This window comes from Rhodobacter flavimaris, from assembly GCF_021378075.1.
Lineage (GTDB): Bacteria > Pseudomonadota > Alphaproteobacteria > Rhodobacterales > Rhodobacteraceae > Rhodobacter > Rhodobacter flavimaris.
Genome location: NZ_JAJUOS010000017.1, coordinates 23,739 through 40,072, shown reverse-complemented (window position 1 = coordinate 40,072; position 16,334 = coordinate 23,739). Strand labels below are relative to the sequence as shown.

The 16,334-nt window shown below is 63.7% G+C and carries 12 protein-coding genes and 1 pseudogene; 5 read left to right on the top strand and 8 right to left on the bottom strand.

Annotated features, from left to right (window positions below):
- Window positions 1-27: 27 nt before the first annotated feature.
- The 5 genes from LZA78_RS16580 to LZA78_RS16560 all read right to left on the bottom strand — a co-directional run bounded on the left by LZA78_RS16580 (window position 28) and on the right by LZA78_RS16560 (window position 5,895).
- The gene (locus LZA78_RS16580; protein WP_233678018.1) at window positions 28-2,118 is read right to left on the bottom strand and encodes a 3-hydroxyacyl-CoA dehydrogenase NAD-binding domain-containing protein; all 2,091 of its coding nucleotides are present in this window, start codon (window positions 2,116-2,118) and stop codon (window positions 28-30) included.
- A gap of 2 nt (window positions 2,119-2,120) precedes the next feature.
- Window positions 2,121-2,912 (bottom strand): IclR family transcriptional regulator, encoded by a 792-nt coding sequence (locus LZA78_RS16575; RefSeq protein ID WP_206894445.1) that lies wholly within the window; start codon window positions 2,910-2,912, stop codon window positions 2,121-2,123.
- 5 nt (window positions 2,913-2,917) lie between these two features.
- Window positions 2,918-4,255, bottom strand: coding sequence for a TRAP transporter large permease (locus LZA78_RS16570; RefSeq protein ID WP_233678017.1), 1,338 nt, complete (start codon window positions 4,253-4,255; stop codon window positions 2,918-2,920).
- Entirely contained in the window at window positions 4,256-4,768 is a 513-nt protein-coding gene (locus tag LZA78_RS16565) for a TRAP transporter small permease (protein ID WP_233678016.1), read from the bottom strand. It lies immediately after the preceding gene.
- Between the two features lie 77 nt (window positions 4,769-4,845).
- The gene (locus LZA78_RS16560) at window positions 4,846-5,895 is read right to left on the bottom strand and encodes a C4-dicarboxylate TRAP transporter substrate-binding protein (RefSeq protein ID WP_233678015.1); all 1,050 of its coding nucleotides are present in this window, start codon (window positions 5,893-5,895) and stop codon (window positions 4,846-4,848) included.
- Between the two features lie 199 nt (window positions 5,896-6,094).
- On the opposite strand from LZA78_RS16560, the gene LZA78_RS16555 reads away from it, so the two are divergent.
- Complete coding sequence (locus LZA78_RS16555; RefSeq protein WP_206894437.1) at window positions 6,095-7,501, top strand: hypothetical protein; 1,407 nt, start codon at window positions 6,095-6,097, stop codon at window positions 7,499-7,501.
- 418 nt (window positions 7,502-7,919) lie between these two features.
- Here the strand turns inward: LZA78_RS16555 and LZA78_RS16550 are convergent.
- Window positions 7,920-8,939, bottom strand: a pseudogene (locus LZA78_RS16550) (3-hydroxyacyl-CoA dehydrogenase family protein); the annotation flags it as partial.
- A 261-nt stretch (window positions 8,940-9,200) separates the two neighbouring features.
- Here LZA78_RS16550 and LZA78_RS16545 point away from each other — a divergent pair.
- A complete protein-coding gene (locus LZA78_RS16545) occupies window positions 9,201-10,133 on the top strand; it encodes an IS5 family transposase (protein ID WP_233678014.1) in 933 nt (310 codons plus the stop codon).
- A gap of 305 nt (window positions 10,134-10,438) precedes the next feature.
- On the opposite strand, the gene LZA78_RS16540 is transcribed toward LZA78_RS16545, so the two are convergent.
- Window positions 10,439-11,467 carry an IS110 family RNA-guided transposase gene (locus LZA78_RS16540; RefSeq protein ID WP_233678013.1) on the bottom strand — a complete coding sequence of 343 codons (1,029 nt, stop codon included), beginning with the start codon at window positions 11,465-11,467 and terminating at the stop codon, window positions 10,439-10,441.
- 110 nt (window positions 11,468-11,577) lie between these two features.
- Between LZA78_RS16540 and istA the strand changes: the two genes are divergently transcribed.
- Window positions 11,578-13,146 (top strand): IS21 family transposase, encoded by a 1,569-nt coding sequence (istA, locus tag LZA78_RS16535; RefSeq protein ID WP_233678012.1) that lies wholly within the window; start codon window positions 11,578-11,580, stop codon window positions 13,144-13,146.
- Window positions 13,076-13,804, top strand: a complete 729-nt coding sequence (istB, locus tag LZA78_RS16530; RefSeq protein WP_233678011.1) for an IS21-like element ISPkr1 family helper ATPase IstB — start codon at window positions 13,076-13,078, stop codon at window positions 13,802-13,804. The genes istA and istB overlap by 71 nt, the downstream gene beginning before the upstream one ends.
- A 148-nt stretch (window positions 13,805-13,952) precedes the next feature.
- Here the strand turns inward: istB and LZA78_RS16525 are convergent, their stop codons facing one another.
- A complete protein-coding gene (locus LZA78_RS16525; protein ID WP_233678010.1) occupies window positions 13,953-15,164 on the bottom strand; it encodes a helix-turn-helix domain-containing protein in 1,212 nt (403 codons plus the stop codon).
- A 263-nt stretch (window positions 15,165-15,427) separates the two neighbouring features.
- Here LZA78_RS16525 and LZA78_RS16520 point away from each other — a divergent pair, with 263 nt between their 5' ends.
- A complete protein-coding gene (locus LZA78_RS16520; protein WP_233678009.1) occupies window positions 15,428-16,309 on the top strand; it encodes a recombinase family protein in 882 nt (293 codons plus the stop codon).
- The last annotated feature ends 25 nt before the right edge of the window (window positions 16,310-16,334 follow it).

Sequence of the window (16,334 nt, the reverse complement as noted above, 5' to 3'; positions counted from 1 at the left end):
CTTTAACGTGTTCGGCAGTGGCGTCGTTCAGCTCGACTTGGCGTTCAGGTCCGCAAAGCGGCGTCCCTCGCTGGCCAGCTTCTCGAGCAGAGGCGACAGCGCCCAGAAATACGGATCATCGGCGGCATAGCTGAGGATGTTCGCGACGATCCGGTCGAGACCGACTGTATCCGCCCAGTGCATCGGGCCGCCCTTGTGGCGCGGGAACCCGTAACCATGCAGCAGGACCGCGTCGATATCCGAGGGTTTGGCCGCAATCCCCTCGTCGAGGATCTTTGCCGCCTCGTTCACCATCGCCGCCATGTAGCGGTCGCGGATTTCCTCGTCGTCGAAACTGCGCGGCGTCAGCCCCAGATCGCTGCGAACCTGCGCGACCAGATCGTCGACATCGGGGGCAGGACGGCCCTTGGGCGACTCCGCGTCATAGATATAATAGCCTTGCCCCGATTTGCGGCCCAGCCGTCCAGCCTCGACCAGGCGGTCGGCGAAGACGGGAACCCGTTCGCGCGGATCGCGCGTCGCGGCCTTGCGCTGACGCGTGGCGTAGCCGATGTCCAGCCCCGCCAGATCACCCACCTGATACGGCCCCATCGGGAAGCCCAGCCCCGTGACGGCGCGATCCACCTGGAAGGGCGAGGCCCCATCCAGAACCAGATGATCCGCCGCCGTTCGATAGGCCAGCAACATACGGTTGCCGATGAACCCGTCGCAGATGCCCGAGGGCACCGCGATCTTGCCCATCGCCTTGGCCAGCGCGAAGGCGGTCGCCACCACATCCGGCGCAGTCGCCTCGGCGATGACGATCTCGAGCAGGCGCATCACATTGGCGGGCGAAAAGAAATGAAGCCCGATCACATCCTGCGGCCGGCCGGTCACCCCGGCGATTTGGTCGACGTCCAGATACGAGGTGTTCGTCGCCAGAACCGCCCCCGGGCGGCAGACCTGATCCAGCTGGCGGAACACCTCCTGTTTCACGTCCATGTTCTCGAAAACCGCTTCGATCACCAGATCGCTCTCGGACAGGGCGGCGTAATCGGATCCGGCCCGGAAGCGATCGTGAACCATCGCGTCACGGTCTACTTGGGATAACTTCCCGCGTTTGACCGCCTCGTCCTGCATCCGGGCGATCCCGGCGAGCGCCTTGTCGGCCGCCGCCTGATCGCGTTCGATAAGCGTCACGTCGAGACCCGCGTTCAAGGCCGCCGCGGCGATGCCCTGGCCCATGGTGCCGCCGCCGATGATCCCGACGCGTTGAAACTGACGCGGCCGGGCATTGACAGGCATCTGAGCCGCCGCACGCTCGGCGAAAAATGCATGGATCAGCGCGGCGCGTTCCGGCGTCTGCATCAGCGCCAGGAAGGCGCTGCGTTCGTGCTGCATCGCCGCCGGGAAGGGCATGGAAAGACCCTCGATCATCGTGTCCAGAGCGCGGAGCGGTGCCACCTGGCCACGGGCCGTCCGGTCAACCTTGGCGCGCAAGGCCGCAAGTGCGTCGTCCGTGATGCCCGGTGCCGGCACTTCGGACAGACGACGCGGCGCGCGGCCCTCCGCGAGCCAGCGCTGCGCCTCCGCGGTGCCGGCGGTCCGGGCGTCCGCCGCATCAGACAGCGCGTCGAGGATACCCAGATCCAATGCCTCGGCGGCACCAATCTGACGGCCGGACGTGATCACCTCTGCCGCCTTTTCGATACCGATCGCCCGCGGCAGGCGCTGCGTCCCTCCAGCGCCAGGCATCAATCCCAGCGTGACCTCGGGCAGGCCCACGCGGGTGCCATTCAACCCGATGCGACCATGCGCCCCCAGGGCAACTTCCAGCCCGCCGCCAAGCACGGTTCCGTGCAGCGCAGCGATCACCGGCTTTGTACTCGCCTCGATCGCGGCGATCACATCCGGCAGGAACGGAGGCACCGGCGCCTTTCCAAATTCGGAAATGTCCGCGCCTGCAATGAAGGTCCGACCTTCGCAATACAGAACCGCCACCCGTGCATCGTCGGCGGCAAAAGTACCGATCGCATCGAGCAGACCTTGGCGAACAGCCACGGACAGGGCGTTCACTGGGGGGCTGTTGACGACGATATAGCCGATCTCGCCGGCAGGTTCATAACGTACGACGCTCATCCTCAATCCTCATAGTCGAACTTTGGCATCTGCCCGGTCAGCCGCTCCAAGTTCTGGACGGCCTCGCGCAGCGCCGGGCCGACCTCCTTTTCGAAATGTGCGACCGAAGAGTTGGAAATCGGCTCGCCACAGCTGAAGACCACGGGCTCGTCGAGCTCGGTTGCGCGGAACGGCACCGAGGCGGAGCGGTATGTCCTGGTCGGCTCGGTTTCTCCGGAATTCAAGATGAACCCCCTCTCCCGCAGCTCGGCCCGGGCCTGCTGGTACTCCTCATGCAAAAGCGGCGAACCGCCCAGCGACTGCAGTTTCTGATCGATGGCGGAGAACTCGGTCGATGAAAGCGCTCCCGCGAATGCCAGCGCCGTCGAGCGCTGCTGCAGGGGCAGACGATGACCAACTTCCATCCACCGCGAATAGACATCCTTTGGCTTCCAGGTCCGCAACACGATCATCCGGTCGAAATTCCGCACCGCCAGCAAGACCAGCGTACCGGTCCGGTCCGCCAAGGCGCTCATCACGCCGTCTGCGGGTTCGATAAAGGAAAGCGAGCTTGCAGCGACATGACCCACAGCGACCAGCGACGGCCCGGGCCGGAACCGGTCCTCGCCCTCGGCCCGCGTCAGATAGCCCAGTTCGCGTAGCGTCCAGGTCAATCTGGAGATCGTCGATTTCGGCAGGCCGCAGCGCGCGGCCAGCTCGGCATTCGTCAGACCGTTATCGTTGGTGCGGAAGGCGCGCAGCACGGAAAGGCCGCGTGCCAAGGTCGTCGCCATTCTGGGATCGTGGTGTTCCATTTATCTCATAACCCGTTCAAGATCAGCGTTGAGATAATAGGAAAGGCCACCAAGAGCGCCAGCACTACGATATCCATCAGAAGGAAGCGCAGGACACCGCTGAAGATATCGTCCACCTTGACGCTGCGGCCGGCTACACTGCCGATGACAAAGACATTCAGACCGACGGGCGGCGTGATCAGCCCGATTTCGAGCAGCTTGACCACGATGACGCCGAACCAGATCAGATCCATGTGCATGTGCTCGACCAGAGGGATAACGAAGGGCAGCGTCAGGACGATGATTCCGACCGGATCCAGAAGCATCCCCAGGAACAGGTAGAGGATGACGATGAACAGCATCAGGACGAGCGGCGACAGATCCATCCCCGCCACCCACTCGGCCACGAGCGCGGCAGCACCCGTCAGGGCCACGAAGGACACGAAGATCTTGGCGCTCGCCGCAATCAGGAAGATGGCGGCGGTCTGCTCCAGACTGGTGCGGATCGCGACCCACAGTTGGCGCAGGCCGAGCGTGCGCTGAACCAGGCCGATCAGGGCTGTCAGCACCACGCTGATCGCGGCGGCTTCGGTTGCAGTGAAAATCCCGCCATAGATGCCGCCGATGATAACCCCGAAGAGCAGCACTGCGGGCCAGGATGCGATCGCCGCCTGACGTCGCGCGCCCGCCGGCAACGGCGCCGGGTCGAGCGGCGCGGCGTTCGGATTGCGCGCAGCCCACCACGTGATGACCACCACATATCCGGCCAGCGTCAGAAGCCCGGGCAGGATGCCCGCCAGGAACAGCTTGCTGATCGAAGTTTCGGTGAAGATGCCATAGAGAATGAATAGCACCGACGGCGGAATGAGCGAGCCGAGCGTGCCGCCCGCCGCGACAGAAGCGGTTGCAAGGCGCCGGTCATAGCCGAGGCGCAGCATTTCGGGGACGCAGATCCGACCCATCGTCGAGGCGCAGGCCACCGAGGAGCCCGAAATCGCCGAGAACCCAGCGCAGCCCACGACCGAGGCGATCCCGACGCCACCCGGCAGCCCGCGCAGCCAGACATTGGCCGAGTTGTAGATACGCGTGGTGATCCCTGCGTGATAGGCGATGTTTCCGAGCGCCACGAAAAGCGGGATCATCGACAGGTCGTAGCTGTGGATCAGCTCGAAGAAGCTGTTCACCACCATCGAACTCGTGGGGTTGAGCGCGCGCTCGGGCATCCAGTTTCCACCACGCGTGGCGAAGACAAGGAAGGTGCCGATGCTGGCCACCCCGGTCAGGACAAAGGCGATGGGCACTCGGATCGCCAGAAGCAGGACGACCAGCGCGAAGCCATAGAGGCCGATGCTTGAAGGATCCATTCAGATTGCCTCCTCGTCGAGATGGCTGTCGAGGCACACCGAACCGGTGCGTTTAAGTTGCAGGAAATCCTGCACGGCGACGATCAACAGCCGGACGGTCATCAGGATCAGCCCGACCAGGAAAACTGCCTTCATAGGCCAGCGCTTGATGCCCAGAAGACCGTCGTAGAATTCGCCAGACGTCCAGGACGACGACAGCGAGCGATAGCTGGCATAGATCAGCGGCAGCATCGCCAGCAGAGCGAAGACCCATCCGAAGACGACCAGCGCGCCGCGCACCCGGGGCGAGAAGTTGTCCGTGACGAAGGTTACCGCAATATGGGCCCGGTTCGCCGTGGTGGCGGCCAGCGGCAACACGATCGTTGTGATCATCAGCTCACGAACGATGATCACAACATCCGGCAGCGATACTCCAAAGACCTGACGCGAGACGACCGCGACCGTGATGAAGACGGCAAGTACCAGCGCCGACAATGTCGCAAACTCAAGCATGAGGCGTTCGATGGCCTTCATGATTTCTGCTCCTCCCCAACGGATTTGGAGTGTCGGCACCCCTCCAGGCGCCGACGGTCCACTTCAGACGTTCGGATTTATTTGGGTTCCCAAGGATAACCCTGCTCGTCGCGCTGCTTGGCATAAGTGCCGACCAGCTCGATATAGCGGTCGACCAACGCCTGCCCGTCGAGGCCTGCAGCGTCCGCCCGCGCGATCCAGTCCGCAATATAGGGCTCACCAGCTGCCGCGAACCGGACCCTGTCCTCGTCGGAGAGCTTGTAGACCGGGGTTCCCTGATCGGCCAAGATCTGCAGCGATTGAGCATTGGCCGAGGTCACCAGACGACCGTATTCATCCGCAAGCCCTCGACCCGCAGTCATCAGCGCATCCTGCTGTTCGGGCGTGAGGCTGTCGAAGACGCCCTTGTTCATGATGACGCCAAGCGACCCGATCTGCCCGAAATCGATCTCGGTGAAGCTGTCGAAAACCTCGTTAAACTTCAGCGCGTGGATCAGATAGGTGTAGGTCTGGGTGCAGTCGATGACGCCGGTTTCCAGCCCTTGGTAGGCCTCGTATACCGACATATCGACCGGGGTCGCGCCAAGATCATGGAACATCTTGCCATAGGCACCGACGCCACGCACCTTGACCCCTGCCAAATCGTCCAGAGACTTGATTTCCTTCCCCTTGCAGCCGACCTGCACAGCCGAGGTCGTATAGGTGCCGACATAGACCAGGTTCTGGGCTGCGAGGTTTTGCACGATCTTTTCGTCGGATCGCATGATCTCGTCGATCGCGCGCATGCCGACCCAGGGGTCGGAATTCGGGATCGGCAGATCGGCGAGGCCATAAGCGATCATATCCTGCGGGAAATAGGCGCCGATTACGGTTCCCATGTCCGCGACACCGTCTCGGATCGACTGGACAGCGACCTTGTCGGAAAACAGCGCGCCGCCCCAGTTGACATCGATCGAAAGATCGCCGTCCGACTGGCGGGCGACCTCATCGATCAGCCATTTGGTAGCTTCGGCGCGCACGCCACGATTGGGGCCACCTTCCGAATAAAATAGCGTCGTCTCAGCACCGGCGGCACCGGCCACCAGAAAAAGAGCAGCTGTCGCTGCTGTCGTTGCCAATTTGCACATGGCGTTCCTCCTCTCCTCGCGAACCACGACACCGCCCCATCAGGTGGACGGAGGCGCCGTGATTCGCCCCTGTAGTTCTATTAATTAGCATTGCGTTCCATATAATGGAAGACAATTGCAGTATGCAGCCCATTTCCGGTACAACATTGCCCAGAGGCCCGCGCCCGGACCAAAGCCCCAACGTCCCTGAGGAGGAAACATGGACACACCCCGCCGCACCGCCCGCGCGGAGGCCCTTGCATCGACCGCGATCACACTTGTGATCCTGAACAGCATACTCGCCGTCTTCCTGCCGCACGCGCCGCTGGGTTACGTCTCGGCGGCGGCGCTCGCCGTATATTTTGCTTTATGTTGGAGGCATTTAAGCGGGGCCGCGTGGATGACGCTGGGCCTCGCCACAGCGCTGCTTGCCGCGGAACTGATCCACGGCGTTCGGCCCGGCGCCGTGATCGAAGGGATGAACCGGATGGGCTTTCTCGCCGCATTTCTAGCGGTCATGAGCATGCTGCGCACCGCGGCAAGCAGCGATCCAGAAATCATCCGGGCGGGCGATTACCTTACCGGCCAGCCCCCGGGTCGCCGCTATATCGCGATGACCTTCGGCGGTCAGTTTCTGGGGATGCTTGTCAATTTCGGAGGGCTGGCCATCCTCCTCGAAATGACCCGGCGCGCGATCGGATCGCAACGCGGCAAGGTTCCGGATACCACTCTGGACTGGCGCTTGCGGCGCATGAGCACCGCCACGCTCCGCGGCTTTTCCCTGCTACCGCTCTGGTCGCCGATCGGAATCGGAATAAACGCGCTGCTTCTGGCGATGCCCGATCTCCGATATGCTGATCTGGTCGGCGGAGGGTTGGCGGGATGCGCCCTCTTCATCGCCTGGGGCTTGCTTCTGGATCACTTCTCCTCTCCACGCCCGCAGCCCTCAATTCCGTCACAAGCACCAGCCACACCCCGGCCATTGTTCACGCTGGCGGCGCATATCGTATTGCTGGTGATCGCGATTGCTACCGTCGGCGCTGCGACCGGCACCTCGTTCCAGTCAGCGCAGCTTCTTGCCGTTCCGTTCTACAGCGTCTTCTGGGCCGTCTGGTCCCTGCGTCAGACAACCCCGCCGGGCACTGCTGCGAAATTATTGCTGACCTCAAGCTTTGCAGGCTTCTCAAGAGCCGCGGCCGAGATCGGGGTATTCGCGTCCGCTGGTTTGCTTTCTGTCCTGATCCTCGAGGTCCTCCCTGCCGATCTGATCGAGCAGGGCCTGCGTCACTTGGGACAGCCCTGGATGATCGTCGTGTTGCTCAACGCGACCCTGTTCTTGCTGGCCTTGATCGGCGTGAACCCCATTGTCTCCGCCTCGGTAATGGCAACCATGATCGGGCGATTTGACATTTCCGGCCTTCCGGACGTTCCGGTCGCGCTTGGACTTGCCGGTGCATGGGCGGCGGTTATGGGCTTTGCGCCCGCGATGACCACAGTCACGTTTTCCGCCTCCATAATCCATCGTCGCGCATGGACCGTCGGGCCTCTCTGGAACGGCCCCTTCTGCATATCGGTCCTTAGCCTCTGGACCACGGCAGTATCTATTTGGGTTGCGATTTACGGCTGATCTGCGCTTCAGGCGTTCAACTAATTGTATTTTAATGCAAAACTATGCCGTTCTGCGCAAGCATGATCGCGGACAAGAAGGTTTCGGGGCATCGGTCCCATCGCGGGGCGCCACGCCCGCGGTCCTCCACGCGACCAAAGATGATAGCCAGCCCGCCGTCGCCAAATATGCGATGGCCGCCGCGTACGCGCGGAAAGCCATAGCCATGCACTTCCACCAGATCGATCTCGGAGCCGGACGACGCGATCCCCTCATTCAGGATCGCACGGGCCTCGTCGGCCATCGCGGCCAGGACAACGGCCGCAATCGCTTCGGGGGGCATCGCCCGGGCTGGCAGGGCAATCCGTGCCCGCTCCTCGGCGAGGATTTCGGCGCAACGCGCCGAAGGTCGACGCTTGCCGCCCTCATAGTCATACCAACCCATGTTCGTCCGTTGCCCCAGACGCCCCTCCGCCACGAGCCGCTCGAACACGCCGCAATAGGCCGCGCCCTGCCGCCCCGCCTGATCCTGCCGCACCCGCGTCGCCAGCGCGATTTGCAGCCCGGCCATGTCCTGCACCGCAAAAGGCCCCATCGCGAAGCCAAATCCCTGCAGCGCGGTATCGACTTCGCTCGGACTAGCGCCGCGCATCAGCACCCGCTCGGCCGTGTGACGCATCCGCGCGAGGATCCTGTTGCCGATGAAGCCGTCGCACACACCCGACAGAACCGGGATCTTGTCCATCCGCCGCGCCAGATCGAAGCCAAGCGCCAGCACAGCGTCGGAGCTGCGCGCGCCGCGCACGATCTCAAGCAAACGCATCAGATGCGCCGGGCTGAAGAAATGCAGCCCGAGCGCGCGGGTCGGATCGGCAAGCACTCCGGCGATCGCATCCACATCCAGATAGGAGGTGTTGGTCGCGATCACGGCGTGCTCCGGCAGAGCCGCCTCGAGCGCGCGGAACACCGACTGCTTGACGGTCAGATCCTCAAACACCGCCTCGATCGCAAGGTCCGTGTCCTCAAGCCCGGCATAGCCAGCCTGCGCGGTAAAGCGCGCCGCAAGCGCCGCTGCCCCCTCGGCATCCAGCTTGCTGCGCGCGCGGCCCTCCTCGATAAGCCCTGCGACCGTTGCCCCCGCCCGCTCCGCCGCCGAGGCATCCACTTCGATCAGCGTGACGCACAGGTCCGCGCGCAGGCAGGCGAAGGCGATCCCGGCGCCCATCGTGCCACCGCCGACCACCGCCACCCGCGCAAGCGGCGGCAGCGACGAAACCTTGGGGCCCGCCTTGCGGGCAGCTCGTTCGGCAAAGAAGATATGACGCAGCGCGCGGGCCTGATCGCCCTGGCGCAGCGTGACGAAGGCCGCGCGCTCTGCGGCGATACCCTCGGCGAAGTTGCCGGTCGCGGAGCGCCCAATCAGATCCAGGGCGACCCCCGGCGCGTTCTGTCCGGACATCCTCTTGGCAAGCTGCGCGCGCAAGGCGTCGAGCACCTCGGGCGGTGGCGCCGGACGCGGCGCGGTGGAGAGCCTGCGCCGTGCGACCGCGCCCGCGTTCAGCCGTGCGATCGCCTCGGTCAGCGGATCCTCGGCCAAGGCATCGACCAGCCCCGACGCGAGCGCCGCCGCCGCCCCGACCGGCGTTCCGGTTGCCACGGCTCTGTTGCACAAATCCTGTGAGGGATTCATCTTGTGAATCCAGCGTGGTAGCTGGGATGCATGAGCAGACACATGCCCCCGACTTACAAGACCAGGAACTGGCCAGCCTACAATGAAGCGCTCAAGCGCCGGGGCTCGCTGACTATCTGGTTCGATCCCGAGATGAGCTGGGAGGCCGCGCCGACAGGCAAGCGTGGTCGCCAGCAGACTTACAGCGATACTGCCATTCAGACTTGCCTGACAATGAAGGTGCTGTTTGGCATGGCACTCAGGCAGACGACCGGGTTCGTCGAAAGCCTGTTGCGCCTAGTCGGCCTTGACTGGTCGGTGCCCGACTTCAGCACGCTGAGCCGCCGCCAGAAGGTCCTCGCCGTCAATATCCCGTATCGTGGCTCCAAAGGGCCGCTGCATCTGCTGATCGACAGCACCGGTATCAAGGTTGAGGGCGAAGGCGAGTGGCACGCGCGCAAGCACGGCGGCCCCAAACGGCGCGTCTGGCGCAAGATCCACCTCGGAATCGACGAGCAAACACTGGAAGTTCGAGCCGTAGAGGTCACCGGGAGCCATATCGGCGATGCACCGGTCCTGCCCGACCTGCTCAGCCAGATCCCGGCAGGCGAGGAGATCGGCAGCGTCACCGCTGACGGCGCCTATGATACCCGCAAGTGCCATGATGCCATCGCTGCCCGCGGCGCCCATGCCGTCATCCCACCCCGCAAGAACGCGAAGCCGTGGAAGACCGTCACCGCTGGTGCAATCGCCAGAAACGAGGCCCTGAGGGCGGCGAAATATCTCGGCCGTGCGATCTGGCGAAACTGGAGCGGATACCACCGACGAAGCCGGGCCGAAACGAAGATGCACTGTATGAAACTGCTGGGGCAGCGCCTCATGGCGCGGGATTTTGACCGACAGGTCGCGGAGGTCCAGATCCGCATCGCTGTCATGAACGGCTACACTGCGCTTGGCATACCTGTCACAGAAACCGTGGGATGAATCCGTCCGGGGAATGGGGAATCTCGGACATCAGAGGCTTTGTGCAACATGTATAACCGCCCCTTGCGCAAGAGGGTTTTGGAGCAATTCGGCGCAATGTCGGGTGCTGACATGTATCCGGCCTCTTGATGCGGCCATCGTCATGCCGCGGGCCCGCATGGTGTTCGCGGGTCGGAACCAAATCAAAGCCGCGTGCTCGATGGCACTCTGTTGCACTCTGGTTTTCCGACCTTGTCTTGCGACCGTTGCGCCAAGCTGCTCTCAGCCCTCCTCCGCTCCGACGACCTCGCGACCACCGACGGACTTTACGCCGCCATGGCCGGAGCCCGGTAGACCTCTCCGCTCTTCATCAACGCCCAGACGATCCGCGCCATCTTGTTGGCGAGAGCGACCCGGACCAGCATCGTCGGCTTCCGTTCCAGCATTCCCGCCAGCCAAGTGCCTGAGCGCGCTGACGCGTGGCAATGGCGTTTGATGATGACGCTGTTGGCGCCGATGATCAGCAACCGGCGCAGAGAGCGCTCGCCCATCTTCGTCGTGGCACCAAGCCTCTGCTTACCGCCAGTCGAGTGCTGTCTGGGCGTGAGCCCGAGCCATGCCGAGAAGTCTCGGCCCTTGCGAAACATTTCCGCGGGCGGGGCCAAGGTGGCGATGGCCGTGGCGATCAAGGGGCCGATGCCCGGGATCGTCATCAGGCGCCGGGCGACGGTGCTCTCGCCGGCACGGCGACCGATCTCGACGTCCAGCGTCTCGATTTGCTCATCGAGCTGGGCAAGCGTTGCAGTCAGGACCCTGAGGGACGCCCGCGCCGTGGCGGGCAGTCCCGATTCCTCATCCGCGACAAGGGCAACCAGGCGCCGGGCATTCGTCGCACCCTGTGGCACGACCCAGCCGTACTCGGTGAGGTGTCCGCGGAGCGCGTTGATAGCCTGCGTTCGCTGCCGGACGAGCAAGTCTCGGACGCGGAAGACGCTGCTCGCCCCTTGCGTTTCCTCGCTTTTCACGGGCACGAAGCGCATGTTCGGTCTCTGCGCCGCCTCGCAGATCGCCTCGGCATCGGCCGCATCATTTTTCTGACGCTTCACGAACGGCTTCACGTAGGAGGGCGGGATGAGCCTGATATCGTGGCCGAGCTTCGACAGTTCCCGCCCCCAAAAATGCGCGCCGCCGCAGGCCTCCATCGCCACCAGGCAGGGCGGAAATTTGGCGAAAAACTCAATCACCTGAGCTCTTCTGAGCTTCTTGCGTAAAACAGCTCTGCCTTCACTGTCTGCGCCGTGGACCTGAAACACGTTCTTCGCCAGATCCAGTCCGACCGTGATAATCTCCGACATGACCGCCTCCCAATACGGATTGTTGCGATCCCACCTTGGCACGTCGATGCCGTCGGGGGGCGGTTACAGCATCAGAGCCCCTCCGAGGTCATCGGGGGGCACAGTGCGGGATGTTGGTCGTGGAGACGATTGCGAAGATCCGAAGAGCGTATTTTCAGGACCGGAAGTCAATCAAGCAGATCTGCCGGGAGTTGCGCGTATCGCGGAACACCGTGCGCAAGGTGATCCGATCGGGCGCAACAGAATTGATATACGAGCGCCGGGTCCAGCCCTTGCCGAAGATTGGTCCGTGGGCGGGAACACTCGACGACATGCTGTCCGCGAATGCCCGGAAGCCAAAGCGGGAGCGACTGACCCTGATCCGGGTCTTCGAGGAACTTCGCGCCCGCGGGTATGATGGCGGTTACGATGCCGTCCGACGCTATGCCTCTGTCTGGAACAGGGAGGAGCGGGAGGCGACGGCCAGCGCCTATGTTCCGCTGACCTTCGATCCGGGCGAAGCCTATCAGTTTGACTGGAGCCACGAGATCGTGGTGATCGACGGCGTGACGACCACCGTAAAGGTTGCGCATGTCCGCTTGTGCCATAGCCGCATGCTTTGCGTGCGTGCCTATCCGCGCGAGACGCAGGAGATGGTCTTCGATGCCCATGACAAGGCCTTCGCCTTCTTCGGCGGAACCTGCACGCGCGGGATCTACGACAACATGAAGACGGCGGTGGACACGATCTTCGTGGGGCGCGACCGCGCCTACAACCGGCGCTTCCAGCAGATGTGCGGGCATTACCTGGTCGAGCCGGTGGCCTGCACCCCGGCATCTGGTTGGGAGAAGGGACAGGTCGAGAACCAGGTCGGTGTCGTGCGACGGCGGTTCTTCGTGCCGCGACCCAAGTTCAAGAGTTACGCCGAGCTCAATGCCTGGCTCGTGGACCGCTGTGTGGCCTGGGCCAAGGCCAGCCCTCATCCGGAGCTCAAGGATCGGACGATCTGGGATGTGTTCCAGGCTGAACGGGAGAGCCTCGTGCCCTATGTCGGCCCCTTCGACGGCTTCCACGCGCTGCCTGCCGCGGTCTCCAAAACATGCCTCGTGCGCTTCGACAACAATCGCTACTCCGTTGATGCGCGTGCAGTCGGGCGCCCTGTCGAGATCCGCGCCTACGCCGAGCGCATCGAGTTCTGGCAGGACGGCAAGGTCGTCGGCCGGCATGAACGCGCCTTCGGGCGCAACAAGGACATCTACGACCCGCTCCACTACATTCCTGTTCTGGCACGCAAACCCGGCGCTCTGCGCAACGGTGCGCCCTTCAGGGACTGGGAGTTGCCGCCCGCGATCAGACGAGTGCAACGCAAGCTCGGCAAGCTGCCCAACGGCGATCGGCAGATGGTCCAGATCCTGAGCATGATCCCCACTGACGGGCTTGAAGCCGTGGAGGCGGCCTGCTCGGAGGCCTTGCGCGAGGGCGCGCCGGCAGCGGCCGTGGTCCTGAACATCTTGGCCCGCCATCGCGAACCGGCACCACCGCTGACAATCGCCACGCCCGACGCCTTGCGACTGACCTATGAACCGGTCGCCGACTGTAAACGCTATGACAGCCTGAGGAGACCCACCCATGGAAAGATCGCAGGTGCTGGACGCGATGGGCCAGCTGAAGCTCTACGGCATGAAGGCCGCTTACGATGAGATCATCACGACGGCGATCAAGCGGCAGCACGAACCCCAGCAGATCGTCGGGGATCTGCTCAATGCCGAGATCAACGAGAAGCTCGCACGCTCGATCAAATACCAGATGACCATCGCGCGGCTGCCTCTGGCGAAGGAAGTCGATGAGTTCGCCTTCGAAGACACCCCGGTCAACGAGACGCTCGTGCGCGACCTCGCCGCCGGTGACTTCCTCGATCAGCAGCGCAATGTCGTGCTCATCGGCGGCACCGGGACAGGCAAGTCGCATCTCGCCGTCAGCATCGCGCGCTCCTGCATCCGGAGAGGCAAGCGCGGCCGCTTCTTCAATGTCGTGGATCTCGTGAACAAGCTCGATGCCGAGGCCCGCGTCGATCGTCAGGGACGCACCGCCGATCTGCTCTGCCGCCTCGACTTCCTGATCCTCGACGAACTCGGCTATCTGCCATTCGCCCAGACCGGCGGCCAGCTCCTGTTCCATCTCATCAGCCGCCTCTACGAGCGAACCTCGATTATCGTCACGACCAATCTCGACTTCGGTGAATGGCCGACCGTCTTCGGCGATGCCAAGATGACGACCGCGCTCCTCGATCGCCTCACCCACCATTGCGACATCGTCGAAACAGGTAACGAGAGCTGGCGCTTCAAAACCCGCGAATGAACCGATCGCCGCTGGCCCGATACGGTTGCGCTGTATGGAGGCTACACCGCATCGGGCCAGCTCACGTCGTGCCGAAGGGGGTCATTTTTGGACGCCGATAGGGGGTCAATATTCGGAGCCGATTGACAGACAGGCCCGTATCCGGGTGTCATTGGCGCGCGGCCAGCACATCGTAGAGATCCTCAGCCGACAGCCCATCATTTCGATCAGAGGTCGACCTTGCCTCTGTCGCGCGCGTCTCGACGATCCGCCACATCCGATATCGCCCCTGCCCCGTGACCTCCCGGATCAGGCCACGCTCCTCCATCCAGTCGATGTTGCGCTGAACCGTCGCCCGATGCGCGCCCGTCAGTTTTTCGGCCATCTGCACCGACACCAGCGGCCAGCTTGTGAAGAGGTGCCGCAGCATCGGCGGTGTCTTGCCCGAAAGCGGCACCATCGTTTGCTCCGCAGCAGCCGCCCAAGCCTCGATCTCCTCCAGCCTGCGCAGGGCTGCGAAGGTGGCACTTTCCATGGCGTTCAGCCAGCGCGCCAATCGGGTGGGCGGATCACCGCTCACGCGGAAGCCCCCTCCCCCGCCCATGGCGATGGGGGCGAAGATCGCGCCGGGCGCGCTCCCCGACGGCGCGAGATCGGCGATCGCGACACGCGCAGCCGTCACTGCGGCCTCCAGCGGGTCATCGACCGGTGAAAGCTCCGCGACGTGCCAGAGATGAAAACCCATGCAGGCCCGCGCTACGGGGTGGAGGTCTTCGGCCTGATCCATCATCGCGAGCCATCCGGCGGCCCGGTCATCGAAGGCTTCCCGCTCTGCCATCTCGACCATGCGCGAGGGAGCCTTAGCCTCGTCGAGACGCTCCCCCTGCCCCAGACGGGCGCGCCGATCAAGGAAGGTCTCGAGTTCGCCCACACCTGACCTACGCGCCAACGGCGCGGGTCCGCCGGTCAGCCGCCGCACTGTCCAGCCGATCCGGTACAGCGCCTGCGCATCATCCGTTACGGTCGAAACCCGCAGCGCCATGTAAAGCGAAAGCCGGTCGAGGCCGATCCGGTCTTGCGTGAGCCAGCTGAGATCCGCGGCTTCGATCAGGGCGAGCCGTTGCCGCCAGCCAGCCGGGCCGCGGCGCAGGCGTTCATCGAGGATCCCCAGGCGCGCCGCGACGCGGGCGAGCTGCGCCGCCTGCCCGGCCTCGGCCGCGCGCCAGGCATCGACGACATCGGATTCCTTCGGCTCAGGTGCAGGTCCGGGAGGCAGGTAATCCGGTTCGTCCTCCATCGGCCCTGGCAGGAACCAGAGGTCAGCGTCATCCCGGTCCTCGGGCGCCTCCATGTCCTCAAGAGGCACCCCGTCGTCGTCCATGTATGTTTGGCGAAATCGGTTCATGCGCGCATTATACGGTCATTATGCGCGCTTGGCGATGGACTTTGATAGCCAGTGTTTTCCATCTACTATAGAGGCGGCCGAGGATCCTGTCTTCTTGATAGCGATGGAGCACCTCTCGTGGGCTTCAGCCCAGAGATAAAAGGCTTCCCGAACTAAGCGCGACGAGGGAGACACCCCTTGCGCGCGTTTGCAAACGGTCGTTTATTGGCGATATATTAGATTGCAAACGGCCCAGTTTCATGCCCCTGATTGGCTATGCGCGCGTCTCCACCGAGGATCAAACCCCCCTGCCCCAGTCTGAGGCACTGCAGTCTGCGGGATGCGCCGAGATCTTTGAAGAGCACGCCTCGGGCGGCAATCGGGCGCGTCCGGTGCTTGCGCGGGTCCTGGAGCGCATTAGCAAGGGCGACACTCTGGTTGTCGTTCGGATCGACCGTCTTGCACGGTCTCTGTCTCACTTGCTCGAGGTAATCGAAATGCTTGAGGCCAAGGGCGCCTTCTTCCGCTCGCTCCAGGACCCGATCGACACTGCCTCGCCCCAGGGCAAGTTCACGTTGCAGGTTCTGGGCGCTGCGGCTGAGTTCGAACGCGCTCTGATCCGCGAGCGTACCAAAGCCGGACTTGCCTCGGCACGCTCAAAGGGCCGCGTCGGCGGCAACCCAGGTCTTCGCGCCAAGGACCCTGAAGCGCTGCGCAAGGTGCGGCTGGCGCGACAGGACGGCTACATGGAGCGCTTGAACGAAACTGCGCAGGATTGGGTGCCCCATGTGCGCCGTTTGCGCCCCGATATGGCTTGGGAAGACGTCCTGCGGATCATCAATGGCCCCCTGCCCCATGACCGGCGCTGGACGCAAAGCCGCCTGCTCCGCGCCGTGAAGGCATACGTGGCGGACGGATTCCTGCCCGCTGAAGTGCTTGGACGCGCTGGACGTCGCGAAACCGACGATCGCCTGCTTGCGATTGTCGCCGCAATCAAAGGTGCTGACCCCGAGATCACCTTGCAGGCAATCTGCGACCGACTGGAATCCATGCGTGAGCGCACCCCTCGCGGTCGCACCAGCTGGCAGCCTTCCTCAGTCAGAATGCTGCTGGAGCGGGCAGAGCGTCTCGGCCTTTTGTAGGCCCAATGGTCGGCAAACTACTCTT

Bases quoted from the DNA above. Each gene is read 5' to 3' on its own strand.
- LZA78_RS16520 (WP_233678009.1), top strand. From the start codon at position 15,428: ATGCCCCTGATTGGCTATGCGCGCGTCTCCACCGAGGATCAAACCCCC.
- LZA78_RS16575 (WP_206894445.1), bottom strand. From the start codon at position 2,912: ATGGAACACCACGATCCCAGAATGGCGACGACCTTGGCACGCGGCCTT.
- istA (WP_233678012.1), top strand. From the start codon at position 11,578: ATGTTGGTCGTGGAGACGATTGCGAAGATCCGAAGAGCGTATTTTCAG.
- LZA78_RS16580 (WP_233678018.1), bottom strand. From the start codon at position 2,118: ATGAGCGTCGTACGTTATGAACCTGCCGGCGAGATCGGCTATATCGTC.
- LZA78_RS16525 (WP_233678010.1), bottom strand. From the start codon at position 15,164: ATGGACGACGACGGGGTGCCTCTTGAGGACATGGAGGCGCCCGAGGAC.
- istB (WP_233678011.1), top strand. From the start codon at position 13,076: ATGGAAAGATCGCAGGTGCTGGACGCGATGGGCCAGCTGAAGCTCTAC.
- LZA78_RS16540 (WP_233678013.1), bottom strand. From the start codon at position 11,467: ATGTCGGAGATTATCACGGTCGGACTGGATCTGGCGAAGAACGTGTTT.
- LZA78_RS16570 (WP_233678017.1), bottom strand. From the start codon at position 4,255: ATGGATCCTTCAAGCATCGGCCTCTATGGCTTCGCGCTGGTCGTCCTG.
- LZA78_RS16565 (WP_233678016.1), bottom strand. From the start codon at position 4,768: ATGAAGGCCATCGAACGCCTCATGCTTGAGTTTGCGACATTGTCGGCG.
- LZA78_RS16555 (WP_206894437.1), top strand. From the start codon at position 6,095: ATGGACACACCCCGCCGCACCGCCCGCGCGGAGGCCCTTGCATCGACC.
- LZA78_RS16560 (WP_233678015.1), bottom strand. From the start codon at position 5,895: ATGTGCAAATTGGCAACGACAGCAGCGACAGCTGCTCTTTTTCTGGTG.
- LZA78_RS16545 (WP_233678014.1), top strand. From the start codon at position 9,201: ATGAGCAGACACATGCCCCCGACTTACAAGACCAGGAACTGGCCAGCC.